The sequence below is a fragment of the Glaciecola sp. HA4-3 genome (assembly GCF_055693685.1).
In genome coordinates this window covers 2,435,828-2,450,000 of record NZ_CM146340.1, presented here as the reverse complement: position 1 = coordinate 2,450,000, position 14,173 = coordinate 2,435,828, and the positions used below count along the sequence as shown (strand labels likewise).

Below are 14,173 nucleotides of genomic sequence, written 5' to 3'. Positions count from 1 at the left end.
TAATAAAGTAATAGCTATTAGGGTTTTTTAAACTCTACTATCGCAATTGCGATAAGCTCTTTAACAATTTGGAAAAGCTGATAAAAAGTAATCAATATTTAACGAAAGAGTAACTGATTAAATTGAATGTATGAAAATACAAACGGTTTTTTCAAGACGCTACTCTATCTGACAAATGTAATGTCATTATTTCCACCGAAGTAATGACATCGATTAGCAAAACTTGTCATGCATACAATCAAACGCGCTTAGAATTCAAAAGGCTAGGTGTTAGATGTATTAGGGTTGTATGGTTAAGTGACTAAGCGTATACGGTGGATGCCTAGGCAGTTAGAGGCGATGAAGGACGTGTAAGTCTGCGAAAAGCGTTGGGAAGCTGACAAAACGCGTTATACCCAACGATGTCCGAATGGGGGAACCCAGCCCTTAGGGGTTATCTATATCTGAATACATAGGGTATAGAAGCAAACGCAGGGAACTGAAACATCTAAGTACCTGTAGGAAGAGAAATCAATTGAGATTTCCCTAGTAGCGGCGAGCGAACGGGAAACAGCCGAATCAGCATGATGTAGTGGAATGAGTTGGGAAGCTCAACGATACAGGGTGATAGTCCCGTACACGAAGTGTCATGTTGGTCATATTAAGTAGGTCGGGACACGTGTTATCTTGACTGAAGATGGGGGGACCATCCTCCAAGGCTAAATACTCCTAACTGACCGATAGTGAACCAGTACCGTGAGGGAAAGGCGAAAAGAACCCCTGTGAGGGGAGTGAAATAGAACCTGAAACCGTATACGTACAAGCAGTGGGAGCAGACTTGTTCTGTGACTGCGTACCTTTTGTATAATGGGTCAGCGACTTATATTTAGTAGCAAGGTTAACCGATTAGGGGAGCCGTAGCGAAAGCGAGTGTTAACTGCGCGTTTAGTTGCTAGGTATAGACCCGAAACCCGGTGATCTAGCCATGGGCAGGTTGAAGGTTGAGTAACATCAACTGGAGGACCGAACCGACTAACGTTGAAAAGTTAGCGGATGACTTGTGGCTGGGGGTGAAAGGCCAATCAAACCGGGAGATAGCTGGTTCTCCCCGAAATCTATTTAGGTAGAGCCTCGGACGAACACCATTGGGGGTAGAGCACTGTTAAGGCTAGGGGGTCATCCCGACTTACCAACCCTTTGCAAACTCCGAATACCGATGAGTGCTATCCGGGAGACACACGGCGGGTGCTAACGTCCGTCGTGGAGAGGGAAACAACCCAGACCGCCAGCTAAGGTCCCAAAATATTGCTAAGTGGGAAACGATGTGGGAAGGCTAAGACAGCTAGGAGGTTGGCTTAGAAGCAGCCATCCTTTAAAGAAAGCGTAATAGCTCACTAGTCGAGTCGGCCTGCGCGGAAGATGTAACGGGGCTAAGCAATATACCGAAGCTGCGGCATTATCTTAGGATAATGGGTAGGGGAGCGTTGTGTAAGTGGATGAAGGTGAACTGAGAGGTTTGCTGGACATATCACAAGTGCGAATGCTGACATGAGTAACGATAATGGGGGTGAAAAACCCCCACGCCGGAAGACCAAGGTTTCCTGTCCCATGCTAATCAGGGCAGGGTAAGTCGGCCCCTAAGGCGAGGCGGAAACGCGTAGTCGATGGGAAACAGATTAATATTTCTGTACTTATATAGTGAGTGATGGAGAGACGGAGAAGGCTAGGCTGGCATGGCGTTGGTAGTCCATGTGAAAGTGCGTAGGGCGTTTGATTAGGTAAATCCGGTCGAACATTAAACCTGAGACACGAGACGAGCTCCTACGGGAGTGAAGCAGTTGATGCCCGGCTTCCAGGAAAATCTTCTAAGCGTATTGCTATATGAACCGTACCCCAAACCAACACAGGTGGTCAGGTAGAGAATACTAAGGCGCTTGAGAGAACTCGGGTGAAGGAACTCGGCAAAATTGTACCGTAACTTCGGGAGAAGGTACGCCCCTGTCTGTGATTGGACTTGCTCCATAAGCGGCTGGGGGTCGCAGTGACCAGGTGGCTGGGACTGTTTATTAAAAACACAGCACTGTGCTAAATCGAAAGATGACGTATACGGTGTGACACCTGCCCGGTGCCGGAAGGTTAATTGATGGGGTTAGCGTAAGCGAAGCTCTTGATCGAAGCCCCGGTAAACGGCGGCCGTAACTATAACGGTCCTAAGGTAGCGAAATTCCTTGTCGGGTAAGTTCCGACCTGCACGAATGGTGTAACCATGGCCACGCTGTCTCCACCCGAGACTCAGTGAAATTGAAATTGCTGTGAAGATGCAGTGTACCCGCACCTAGACGGAAAGACCCCGTGAACCTTTACTACAGCTTGGCACTGAACATTGACCCTACATGTGTAGGATAGGTGGGAGGCTATGAAGCATCGTCGCTAGATGGTGTGGAGCTGCCCTTGAAATACCACCCTTGTATGTTTGATGTTCTAACATTGGTCCCTTATCGGGATTGTGGACAGTGTCTGGTGGGTAGTTTGACTGGGGCGGTCTCCTCCCAAAGTGTAACGGAGGAGCACGAAGGTTGGCTAATCCTGGTCGGACATCAGGAGGTTAGTGCAATGGCATAAGCCAGCTTAACTGCGAGACAGACACGTCGAGCAGGTACGAAAGTAGGTCATAGTGATCCGGTGGTTCTGTATGGAAGGGCCATCGCTCAACGGATAAAAGGTACTCCGGGGATAACAGGCTGATACCGCCCAAGAGTTCATATCGACGGCGGTGTTTGGCACCTCGATGTCGGCTCATCACATCCTGGGGCTGAAGTCGGTCCCAAGGGTATGGCTGTTCGCCATTTAAAGTGGTACGCGAGCTGGGTTTAGAACGTCGTGAGACAGTTCGGTCCCTATCTGGTGTGGGCGTTGGATGATTGATGGGAGCTGCTCCTAGTACGAGAGGACCGGAGTGGACGAACCGCTGGTGTTCGGGTTGTTTTGCCAAAGGCATTGCCCGGTAGCTACGTTCGGAACGGATAACCGCTGAAAGCATCTAAGCGGGAAGCCGGCCCAAAGATGAGTCATCCCTAGAGATTTAATCTCTTTGAAGGGTTGTTGGAGACGACGACGTTGATAGGCAGGGTGTGGAAGCGTTGTAAGGCGTTAAGCTAACCTGTACTAATTGCCCGTAAGGCTTAACCATACAACACCTAATGCATTTAGTGTGTGGTGTGTGACAAGTAGACTAATGCGTGAGAAAGAGTAGCGACTCTGGTTGAATATTGAATGTTTATTAGCTTTTTTGAATTGACCTTTTTGTCTGGCGACAATAGCGATACGGTCCCACCTGATCCCATCTCGAACTCAGTAGTGAAACGTATTAGCGGCGATGGTAGTGTGGGGATTCCCCATGCGAGAGTAGCACATCGCCAGACTTCCCATACTAACCCGTAGCACTCGCTGCGGGTTTTTTGGTTTTTGGCAGATAAAAACATCTAAATACCCTTTGCAATGTATAATGTAGATAATTATTGAAAAGTAGGGTTGCTCATGAAAACTCAGATTACTAAAACACATATCAGTGTTGCTCAAAATGCATCGGGCCGTAACCTCAACGTGCCAATATATACCTTGTCGTGCGGTTTAACAGGTCCTACTGTATATATTCAAAGCTCAATACACGGAGCAGAGGTACAAGGAAATGTGGTGATTTATCACCTTATAAACTTATTAAAAACGACCCCAATATTAGGCCAAATAATATTAATACCAAACTGTAATCCAGTTGGGACGAACATTAAGGCCGGAGAATACACACTAGGTCGCTTTGACCCTGTAAATGGTACAAATTGGAATCGCGGCTATTATTATGGTCCTGAAGATGCAAAAGAATTTGTGGAAGGATTATCAGAGGATTTTGTAGAAGCAAAGGTCAAACTTTCTTTTAAAGAATTTATTGCTACTAGAATTAAAAATAAACTAATGGAACCATGGGGCCTTGGCTTAGCTCAACAACTTAATTTAACCTTACAATCTATCGCATCACAAGCTGATATAGTTTTGGATTTGCACAATGGGCCTGTATCAACAAGACACGCCTATATTCCTGAATACTGCATGTCATCTGCAAATCATTTATCAATGCCACATAATATTTTTATTCCGAACAAATTTGCAGGTGCGTTAGATGAAGCGTGTTTTTGTCCGTGGTGGGATCTCGATACACACTTGCGTCATAAATTCGATCGAGGGTTGAGTAATAATATTGAAGCTTATACCTTAGAGATGGGCAGCCAAGAAGTAATAGATTTTAATGAAGGCAATGAAGATGCAAAAATGATTTTAGCATTTTTAGCAAAGAAAAATGCGATTGCTAATCAAAGTCACAAGCCCGCTTCAATGCGCCGTTATGGTACGTATTTAAAAGACTATAAAACCCTGTTTACGAGTACAGGAGGAATGGTAGAGTATATTGGAAAACCTGATACAAAGTTAGCAAAGGGAGATGTACTTGCAAAAATACTCAATATTGATGAGTTAGAAAACGATAATGCCGTGAATTATATTAAAGCGCCATGTGATCTTATTCCAATCTTACACTTTCCATCGGCTTCAGTGCTTAGCGGCACTCAATTATACAAGTGCCTCACTAATTACTTTGAAATTAAGTAAAGTATTTATTCAACTTGTGGAGGGTATACGATATTCATATGCTCTGCATATGCGAGCTCAAATGCAGGTTTTTGGAAAAGCTTTAGACCTGTATCTTCAAAATAAACAGAAATCGGATTTCTTTTCAAAGACTCTTTTAATACAGATGAAGAAATCGTCTTTACTTCGGCTTCATTTATCAATTGAATTGCCGCTTCCATTTTAAAGCCTAAACCGCCCCCTGCAAATTTTCCTTTTAGCGGTCTTTCTTTTATCACGACTTGGTCGATTTTATAGTCTTCAATTAATTTTGCAAAACTACGGTGGAAATACTGTATATCAGTAGTCCTGTTTCGCTTACTAAACTCTACCTTTCTTGCACGGCATTCTGGAATAGTAAATATCCCTTCTTTATAGTCTAGAAGTGAAATGATTGCTTCTACACCTTTAATTTCAACACCACATATTCTCATTTTCATCTACCGTTTTAAAATCACACTTTTGCGTATCTATGTATGATCATATAGATTACTTTAGTAATTGATAGCATTAATTTAGTGTTTTTTACTATCACCAATTGAGGTGTTGTTGATGTTGCGTAAAGCCTTCCCTAGAAATGAATCATGGGTTATTTCTAATAATTCTATTACCTCTAAGAGCATTTGATGTGTTTTTTCGTCACCTAGTGATTTGCAACTAAGTGCCAATTCAGCCGTATCTTTTTTTATTTCTTTTAATTTACTATCTACAAACTTCATATTTACTCCACTTACCACACTTCAAGAGTGTATTACAGAGTGTTTTGACGAACAATCAATGAAAAATTGATGATGAATTCATAATCCTCGTAAAAGCTTTCATGAATATATCTAGCGCATTACTGTTACACTATCGATACTATAGTTTACGATTAAGAAACCTTAACTAATTGGAGTGATGGAAATGGAAAATCAATGGTCAGGTAATATTGCAAAAATGCATGTAAATCATGAGCACAATATTGTGAATTACACCTTGCCTATCGGTGAAAACCAGGTAGATATGAATGCATTAATTGGCCATGATATTCAAATGACTTTTAATGGCAAAATTACCTGTAAGCACTGCAATAGGCCCACCAAAAAAAGTTTCAATCAAGGTTATTGTTTTGTTTGTCTTAGACAGCTTGCTCAATGCGATACTTGTATTATAAAGCCTGAACTGTGTCACTATAACAAAGGAACATGCAGAGAGCCTAGTTGGGGTGAAGCGAATTGTCTTAAGGACCATTTTGTATACTTGTCTAATACTGGGCAAATCAAAGTAGGGATAACTAGATTTGTGTCAAAGGGAATTTCTTCTCGGTGGATTGATCAAGGGGCCACACAGGCTATTCCAATTTTTCGAGTTAACGAAAGACTACTAAGTGGGTTGCTAGAAATTGAGATAGCTAAACACATAGGAGACAAAACCAATTGGCGAACAATGTTAAAAGGAGAGCCAGATATCCTTGATCTGGAAGGCTTGCGCGAGCAGGTTTATGATTTTAGTCAAGATACGGTAGAGAGGCTTCAGTCAGAATATGGTTTACAAGCAATTTCATTAGTAAATGCTAAACCTGTCAAAATAAACTATCCGGTGAATCAATATCCAATAAAAATAAAGTCAATCAACTTAGATAAAGAAACTATTTTTAGTGGTACGTTGCTTGGCATAAAAGGTCAATACCTTTTGTTGGATCAAGATAGGGTGATTAACATGCGAAAATATACCGCATATGACTTAAGTTTAGAGCGTTTAAGTTAACGATCTTTTGCAAAGGTTTATAAGTATCTATCAGCATGTTAAACGTGTCTTTACACGATAAATAAGCGATTTTCATATTCAAAGGTAGACATTAGCTTTATGCGAAATACAATCACTGAAACAGTCACCGAAGTCAAACATTGGAACGAAACACTTTTTAGTTTTAAAACGACTAGAAAGGATGGTTTTACTTTCGAAAATGGGCAGTTTGTTATGATTGGCCTGCTTGTTGATGACAAACCCTTGCTCAGAGCTTATAGCATTGCCAGTCCTAACTATGAAAAAGAACTAGAGTTTTTCAGTATTAAAGTTGCCGATGGTGCACTGACTTCTCGCCTACAAAAAATACAAAAGGGCGATTCATTGACATTAACAACACGTCCTACCGGTACGCTGGTACCAGGTTACTTGACTCCTGGTAAACATTTGTATTTACTGTCAACCGGCACGGGCCTAGCTCCCTTTATGAGTATCATTAGAGATCCTTTTGTTTACGAACAATACGAAAAAGTAATATTAGTGCATTGTGTTAGAGAAGTATCAGAATTAGCTTATAAGCACTTTATTGAGAGTGACTTGCAAGAAAATCCCTATTTTGGAGAAGATGTAAAACAAAAGCTTCTCTACTTCCCTAGTGTTACCAGAGAAAAATTTTTATATAACAGTATCAATGACTCCGGCGCGCTGTCTGAACACAATCATCGTATTACCGATATGATTAAATCAAACGAACTTATTGAAAAACTCAACATGCCAGCGTTTTCAAAAGATAATGATAGATTTATGCTATGTGGAAATAATGAAATGCTACAAGAAACTATGCAAATACTTGATGAGTTAGGTTTTAGTAAAGCGACCTCTAGAGTGCAAGGCGATTATGTTATAGAGCAAGCATTCATCGAAAAATAATGATTCACCTTAATCGTAGGAAATAACATGAAATCCATTGTGCTTTTGTTAATTATGCTTGTAGCGAGTTGCGCTCTGTTGCCTGAATCATTGCCTGAATCTATAAATCAAGAGGAATTGCTAAACACTTCGCCACCATATCGACAGGGGATTGTCACCCCTATTGGCTATCAATATCCTAATAATCCGAGTTTTAAAATAATTTCTTGGAATGTTGAGCATTTTGTAGACGACCATGATGACCCTTATATCAACAATAGGCGTGAAGATAACCCTCAAAATCATATGGGGACTAAGCGAGCCGACCTTGTCGAGGCATTAAAAGAAGAAAATGCAGATATTGTTGTTCTACAAGAATTCGAAAGTGCAAAGCTTTTACGTGAAATAGCCCAAAATGACCTTGCGGAACTAGGCTACCAATTTTTTGCCGATGCGCCATCCCATACGTGGTATATGAATGTTGTCATCATGAGCAAAGTGCCGCTAGGCGTAATGTATAGTTACGGCAATGCGACAACCCCAGTGCAAGATTGGTTGGATGAAAACGGAAGTCCTCAAACCCAAAGCCGGCTAAATACCAGAATGTGGGCGATTGACGTGTTTCCGTCTCAAGACTATTCATTTTTGTTGAGTGCTGTCCATCTCAAAGCGGGCCGAAGCCAACGTGATATTGCTATGAGGTTAGGACAGATAAATTTTTTGAAAGCTCAGTTTGAACGTTTTTTGTTTGAATCCCCAAGCAGAAATATAATGCTGCTTGGCGACTTTAATTCACTGGTGAATAGTCAAGAACATCTTGCTATTTTAGATGGTGACAACCAAGGCAATCGTTTCTATGACTTGCTTACTGATGATCAGCATACTCATCCGGCATCAAACCCAACTAGGCGACTTGACTACATTGTCAGTAATGGGAATATGTTGCCAGAAATTGTCAAAGGGTCTTTAACAAGCAAATATTATTTTGGCCCAGACAGACAAGATGAATTAGCTGACCACTTACCCCTCGTTATTAGTGTTTTAAGAAAAGATAAATAATACGTCAAAAACCAGATTTTATTGTTAATAGTTCTAGATTTTCTGGCGATATACTACTAGTTATAGTAGTGAATTATCGAGGCTAAAATGCTCAGCTTGTTGAGCCAATACAAATATAAAAATATTTCTGAGCGAATTTTAATTGCGCTTAGTGGATTGCTTTTTATCTTTATTGTTCCGCCAACATTGGTCAGGTTATGGCACTTAGACTGGGTAATGGTTGCATTTGATTCGTTTGTATTAGTAAGTGCAGCCTTCATATTTTATGGCGCGATTCACGAAAAGCACTTAAGGTTTTTAAAACTATACATGTGTTTTATTGTAATAGCAGGCGCGTCCGCAACTATTACTTTAGGTGGATTTGAACAAATCTATTGGATATACCCTGCCACCTTAACAGCGTTCTTTCTAGTCAGACAAATACACGCATTTTTATTTCTATTTTGTATGTCTATTGTTATAGCGCCAACGGTCTATGCTAGCGTGAGAACCGCTTGAGATGATGACGATTTATCTTGCGCTTTTTGGTACAGCCGCTTTCATAAGCGCCTTCGTTGCAGAGTTTTTTAATGAAAACGCGTCATTAAGTAGCTTAGCATTGAGTGATCATTTGACGAATTTAGGGAATCGTCGGCAGTATGAAAAAGATGCACGGTTTTGTCTTCAAAAACGTCGAGCACAATCACAAACTTCAAGTTTAATCGTCATAGATATTGATGATTTTAAGGTGCTTAATGATAGCTTTGGGCATCATATTGGCGATAAAGTGTTGACTCATTTAAGTCAAATAATGAGTAAGCGACTCATAAATGAAACGTCTGCCTACAGAATGGGGGGCGAAGAGTTCATAATATTGTGTCCAAAAATGAAACTGCGAGAAGCGACTGATCTAGCTGCTTTGATTAGAGTGTCGATTAAGCAAGCCTATAACCCTGACTTACCTTCTTATACTGTCTCTATCGGTGTTGCAGAACTCCAAGAAGCAGACTCTCTAGATTCATGGTTTCAAAGGGCTGATGAAGCAATGTATCAAGCGAAACGAGAAGGTAAAGATAGAGTATGCACAGCGCATTCTGCCCCAAGCTATACTGAGCTGACGTAGGAACTGGATTGATGTTTTTCTTCGTTTAAGAAAATCAAAATAAGTGGTACCAGAGGCCGGACTTGAACCGGCACAGTATTACTACCGGCGGATTTTGAATCCGCTGCGTCTACCAATTTCGCCACTCTGGCATCGTGGGGAATGTCGTTAAACTTCCTCGCTTTGAGGAATCAGAATTATAGCGACTTACCCTTGGGTATCAAGTCTTATTTACGGCTTTTACGTGGAAATTAGTAATTAAACCGATAAATAGATCGTTAAACTGCATAAGAGTGATAAAATATTATTAAATTGATTGTTTAGTGAACAAAGCATGACTGTAGAGCAACTTAAAAGAGCTGGATTTTTTCGACGTCTTGCCGCAATGGTCTATGATGGGTTGATTGCGGTAGCAATTGGTCTGTTATCCGCACTAGTGATAACAGCCATCTTAACTGCAATGTTGGAAAACGGCATTTTATCGAAAGGTAACTTTGAGCATGTTAGTGATTTGATTCAAAACTCATTCGTTTATCAGCTCGTTATCCAGATTTGGGTATCTATTTGGATTGCCGCTTTCTTTTTGTGGTTTTGGAAAAAAGGAGGACAGACTCTCGGTATGCGCGCTTGGCGCTTGAGGCTATTTAAGCTTCATGAAAGCGATACAAAGCCGATGACCTATGCTCGCTTAGGCCTTAGACTTATATCCTCTTTTGTTGGGTTAGGGACCTTGTTGACATTGATTGATGTTAAATCTAAGTTAGCGTTGCAAGATCGAGTATCTGGTATTCAAATGTTAGTGTTGTCAAAAGAGGACAACCATCACACAAATTGGTAATTTTGGCGTTTATCTTCTCAGCAAATAGACGGCAACGCCGGCAAAAACCATGCTTGGTAAGAGTGCGCCAGCAAATGGTGGAATTTGAGAAACAACAAGTGAAACATTACCAAACATCTCGTTACTAAAAAAGAATCCAAAACCAGCAAGGACCCCCATGATGGTTCTTGCACCCATTGTTACTGAACGTAAAGGGCCAAAAATAAAAGACATGGCCAACAAAAGCATTACCGCAACTGATACTGGCTGCATTATTTTTCGCCACAATGCCAATTCATATCTAGATGAGTCCTGTTGGTTATTCTGCAAATAGCTGACGTAGTCCTGTAAACCTCGAATAGACAAAGCTTCTGGTTTGATTGCGACAATGCCTAACTTGTCAGGAGTGATAGAACTGTTCCACTGAAACGAATCAAATTGACTATTTCTAATAAGTTGGTCATTGATCAATACCAATTTAACTTCGCTAAGCTGCCAATACTGCTCCTCAAAACTGGCTGTTTTGGCACTGATTACTTGTGTCAGATTAAGTTCGTCATCAAATTGGTAAATATGAATATCTTGAAGAGTCACTTCATCGAGAACTTGTCTAATACTCACAAAATCATTGCCGTCTTTGGCCCATGTAAGTGAGCCTGAGGCCAAAACGCTTCCGCCAGAAAGAGCTTGCGTTCTAATCTGTTTAGCTTTTGATTCACTTTGTGGTGTAACAAATTCACCTATTGCCATGACAGCGATGATAACAATGACGACCGACTTCATGGCACTTAAGGTTATCTTGGCCCTTGATAAGCCGGCTGCTTGCATCACCACAAGCTCACTGCTTTGCGCGAGTAAACCCATACCAATCAGACCACCGAGTAATGTTGCCATAGGCAAAAAGAGCTCTATTTCTCTAGGTAAACTTAATAGAACGAAAAAAGCGGCTAGAATCATATCGTAATCGCCTTGTCCAATACGCCTAAGTTGATCGACAAATTTGATCAGTGCGCTTAGCCCAATTAATACAGACAATGTCATTGCAATGGTACTTAGCAAAGTTCTAGCGATGTAGAGATCTAATATCTTAAACATGAGACGTATCCTTTTTAGATATTAATTGTCTAAAAATTACGCCTGTTTTTCGGTCTTTTGCAATCAAGCCTGTCCCAACTAGTAGCATAATTAAATGTACCCACCATAGGCCAATAAAACTAGGCAACTGGCCGTCCTCCATAATACGTCTACTGGCTAGTAGCAATAGAAAGTAGCCTAAGTAAAGCATAAGAGCGGGAAACATTTTTCCAAATCGGCCTTGTCTTGGGTCAACAGCGCTAAGTGGCACCGCAATTAACACTAAGAACGGCAAGGAAAGTGGTATTGCAATGCGCCATTGTAATTCGGCTTTTGCTTCTATGTCGTTCATAGTCCAAAGTTGAGTGGTTGGTAAGGCTGCCATTTTTCTACGGGCACCTTCAGGGTTGGCTCGTTCTAACGTAACGGAGTATTCATCAAATTGAATAATTTGATAATCATTCGCCACAGTGGTCCCTTCATATTGTTTTCCTTTTTCTAATACCAACTGCTGTTCGCCCGAAGCACCCTGTTGGATCCGACCAGAGGCTGAATAAATAAGGTGAATTGAATCTTGGGAGTCATCTGAGGCAGGCTTGGTTAAAAATACTTTTTGAAGCTGTTCGTTTTCAATATCATGCACAAAAATGACCGAATTATCATCACCTGTTTGTTGGAATCGCCCAGAAATGACAGACGCTAGACCTGATTTTTCAGCCGCATTTTCTTGTAACTGATATTCTTTTTCTAACGCTAGTGGCGCAAGATAAAGTGTGACAATTGCCGTAATGATAGCAACAAACATGCTGACGATTAATGTCACTCTAGTGATGTACCATTCGCTGACACCGCACGCTCGCAATACAGTCATTTCACTGTCTACATACATTCGACCATGCGCTAACATGATGCCTAAAAACATACTAATAGGAAGGATAAGAGACGCGAGCACGGGACTATATAATGCAATAAAACCCAGTACTAAATCTGCTGGTACATTACCATCGGTCGCATCACCCAATATTCTCACAAATCTGAGGGTAATAAAGATCGACATTAGGATGAAAAACACCGCTAACTGAGATTTAAACGTTTCGCGTACTAGATATCGGAATATCAACATGTGTCAGTGAATTCTTTTTGATTAAATATTTACTAAAAATACGTTTTATGATGAAAATGTAGCGTTATTTAAGTAAACTTTCCATAATTAAGCATTTTATCTTTTTGATAGTCTAATCGATGTGTATCAAGCGCCCGTCTTATTTGATGCTCATACACATACCGCGATAGTTTATCACAAACTGTAATTGCAAAAAGCGAAAAATACTTTAAGTGAGGAAGCAATGGAATTTGGCGTTAAAAGTGGTAATCCGGAAAAACAACGCAGTGCTTGTATTGTTGTTGGGGTATTTGAGCCCAGGAGGCTAAGCAGTGTAGCTGAGCAACTAGATGAAATTAGTGATGGTTACATCAGCAATTTATTGCGCAGAGGTGACCTTGAAGGCAAAGCGGGGCAGATGTTGTTATTACATCAAGTTCCCAATGTCTTATGTGAACGAGTTTTGTTAGTTGGCTGCGGAAAAGAGAGAGAATTGAACGATCGCCAGTACAAACAGATTGTTGCCAAAAGTATCCAAATTCTAAATGAAACCGGCTCAATGGAAGCCGTCAGCTTTTTAACTGAATTGCATGTAAAAGGAAGAGATGTTTATTGGAAAGTCCGCCAAGCGGTAGAAGCCGCAAATGATTCTTTATATTCATTTATGCAGCTTAAAACCAAAAAGGGTGAGCCACGCAGACCATTACGTAAAATGGTGTTTAACTTACCAACCCGCAAAGAGCTTCCCTCGGGTGAAAGAGCGATTGAACATGCGCTTGCCATAAGTAAAGGCGTTAAGTTAGCTAAAGACGTTAGCAACATGCCTCCTAATATTTGCAATCCGAAATATTTGAATGAACAAGCAAAAGAGCTTGCGTCGCAATATCCTTCTTTGAGTGTCGATACTATCGGTGAAAAAAAGATGGAAGAATTAGGAATGACCACTTATCTTGCCGTCGGTAGAGGTTCGGTAAACGAATCAGTAATGAGCGTTATTCATCACAAAGGTGGCGCGAAGGAGTCGGCTCCATTGGTGTTTGTTGGTAAAGGTCTTACCTTCGACTCTGGTGGTATATCGCTTAAACCAGGCGATGGTATGGATGAAATGAAATATGATATGTGCGGGGCATCGTCAGTGCTGGGCCTCATGCAAACTGTGGCTGAGCTAAATTTACCTATCAATGTTATCGGTGTAGTAGCAGGTTGTGAGAATATGCCAGATGCTAATGCCTACCGACCCGGAGATATACTGACTACGATGTCTGGTCAAACTGTGGAAGTGCTTAATACCGATGCAGAAGGGCGTTTGGTATTATGTGATGCCTTAACTTATGTAGAGCGATTTGCCCCTGAGTTGGTGGTTGATATAGCGACATTGACCGGGGCATGTGTCATTGCCTTAGGTAAACATGCTACTGCAGTATTAACACAACATAACCCTTTAGCGCATGAAATAGTAAATGCCTCTGAGCAAAGCGGTGATAGAGCTTGGAGATTGCCTTTATGGGATGAGTATCAAGATCAAATCGAAAGTCCTTTTGCTGATATGTCTAACCTTGGTGGAAGACCTGCGGGCACCATAACTGCTGCATGTTTCTTATCTCGATTTACTAAAAAATACACGTGGGCGCATCTTGATATTGCTGGAACAGCGTGGGTAAGCGGCGCTAAAAAGGGCGCTACTGGTAGGCCAGTCCCGATGCTTACTCAGTTTTTGATGAATAAAGCTAACATTTTTACTGACGAATAG

General features: G+C 41.2%; 12 protein-coding genes, 1 tRNA gene and 2 rRNA genes. 10 read left to right on the top strand and 5 right to left on the bottom strand.

From position 1 onward, the window contains the following. Positions 1–291 precede the first annotated feature (291 nt). From ACZ1G6_RS11690 to ACZ1G6_RS11680, 3 genes are all read left to right on the top strand, one after another. Positions 292–3,169, top strand: a 23S ribosomal RNA gene (locus ACZ1G6_RS11690). Between the two features lie 116 nt (positions 3,170–3,285). Continuing rightward, a 5S ribosomal RNA gene (rrf, locus tag ACZ1G6_RS11685) occupies positions 3,286–3,401 on the top strand. Positions 3,402–3,516: 115 nt separating this feature from the next. Continuing rightward, positions 3,517–4,638 carry a M14 family metallopeptidase gene (locus ACZ1G6_RS11680; protein WP_472616452.1) on the top strand — a complete coding sequence of 374 codons (1,122 nt, stop codon included), beginning with the start codon at positions 3,517–3,519 and terminating at the stop codon, positions 4,636–4,638. Between the two features lie 5 nt (positions 4,639–4,643). Here ACZ1G6_RS11680 and ACZ1G6_RS11675 read toward each other — a convergent pair whose 3' ends face one another. Next, complete coding sequence (locus ACZ1G6_RS11675; protein ID WP_472616451.1) at positions 4,644–5,090, bottom strand: DUF3010 family protein; 447 nt, start codon at positions 5,088–5,090, stop codon at positions 4,644–4,646. 81 nt (positions 5,091–5,171) lie between these two features. Beyond that, the gene (locus ACZ1G6_RS11670; RefSeq protein ID WP_472616450.1) at positions 5,172–5,375 is read right to left on the bottom strand and encodes a hypothetical protein; all 204 of its coding nucleotides are present in this window, start codon (positions 5,373–5,375) and stop codon (positions 5,172–5,174) included. A gap of 184 nt (positions 5,376–5,559) precedes the next feature. On the opposite strand from ACZ1G6_RS11670, the gene ACZ1G6_RS11665 reads away from it, so the two are divergent. From ACZ1G6_RS11665 to ACZ1G6_RS11645, 5 genes are all read left to right on the top strand, one after another. Next, positions 5,560–6,402 carry a DUF2797 domain-containing protein gene (locus tag ACZ1G6_RS11665; protein ID WP_472616449.1) on the top strand — a complete coding sequence of 281 codons (843 nt, stop codon included), beginning with the start codon at positions 5,560–5,562 and terminating at the stop codon, positions 6,400–6,402. 99 nt (positions 6,403–6,501) lie between these two features. Next, a complete protein-coding gene (locus tag ACZ1G6_RS11660; RefSeq protein WP_472616448.1) occupies positions 6,502–7,311 on the top strand; it encodes a ferredoxin--NADP reductase in 810 nt (269 codons plus the stop codon). A 27-nt stretch (positions 7,312–7,338) separates the two neighbouring features. After that, complete coding sequence (locus ACZ1G6_RS11655; RefSeq protein WP_472616447.1) at positions 7,339–8,349, top strand: endonuclease/exonuclease/phosphatase family protein; 1,011 nt, start codon at positions 7,339–7,341, stop codon at positions 8,347–8,349. A gap of 87 nt (positions 8,350–8,436) precedes the next feature. Beyond that, positions 8,437–8,847 carry a hypothetical protein gene (locus tag ACZ1G6_RS11650; RefSeq protein WP_472616446.1) on the top strand — a complete coding sequence of 137 codons (411 nt, stop codon included), beginning with the start codon at positions 8,437–8,439 and terminating at the stop codon, positions 8,845–8,847. 1 nt (position 8,848) lies between these two features. Further along, positions 8,849–9,451, top strand: a complete 603-nt coding sequence (locus ACZ1G6_RS11645; protein WP_472616445.1) for a GGDEF domain-containing protein — start codon at positions 8,849–8,851, stop codon at positions 9,449–9,451. A gap of 44 nt (positions 9,452–9,495) precedes the next feature. Here ACZ1G6_RS11645 and ACZ1G6_RS11640 read toward each other — a convergent pair. Then, a tRNA-Leu gene (locus ACZ1G6_RS11640) sits at positions 9,496–9,582 on the bottom strand. A gap of 182 nt (positions 9,583–9,764) precedes the next feature. On the opposite strand from ACZ1G6_RS11640, the gene ACZ1G6_RS11635 reads away from it, so the two are divergent. Next, complete coding sequence (locus ACZ1G6_RS11635; RefSeq protein WP_472616444.1) at positions 9,765–10,268, top strand: RDD family protein; 504 nt, start codon at positions 9,765–9,767, stop codon at positions 10,266–10,268. Positions 10,269–10,277: 9 nt separating this feature from the next. On the opposite strand, the gene lptG is transcribed toward ACZ1G6_RS11635, so the two are convergent. Together lptG and lptF are read right to left on the bottom strand one after the other, a co-directional pair. Then, positions 10,278–11,342 (bottom strand): LPS export ABC transporter permease LptG, encoded by a 1,065-nt coding sequence (gene lptG, locus ACZ1G6_RS11630; RefSeq protein ID WP_472616443.1) that lies wholly within the window; start codon positions 11,340–11,342, stop codon positions 10,278–10,280. Continuing rightward, positions 11,335–12,444 (bottom strand): LPS export ABC transporter permease LptF, encoded by a 1,110-nt coding sequence (gene lptF, locus ACZ1G6_RS11625; RefSeq protein WP_472616442.1) that lies wholly within the window; start codon positions 12,442–12,444, stop codon positions 11,335–11,337. The genes lptG and lptF overlap by 8 nt, the downstream gene beginning before the upstream one ends. Before the next feature lie 223 nt (positions 12,445–12,667). Between lptF and pepA the strand changes: the two genes are divergently transcribed. Further along, complete coding sequence (gene pepA, locus ACZ1G6_RS11620; protein ID WP_472616441.1) at positions 12,668–14,173, top strand: leucyl aminopeptidase; 1,506 nt, start codon at positions 12,668–12,670, stop codon at positions 14,171–14,173.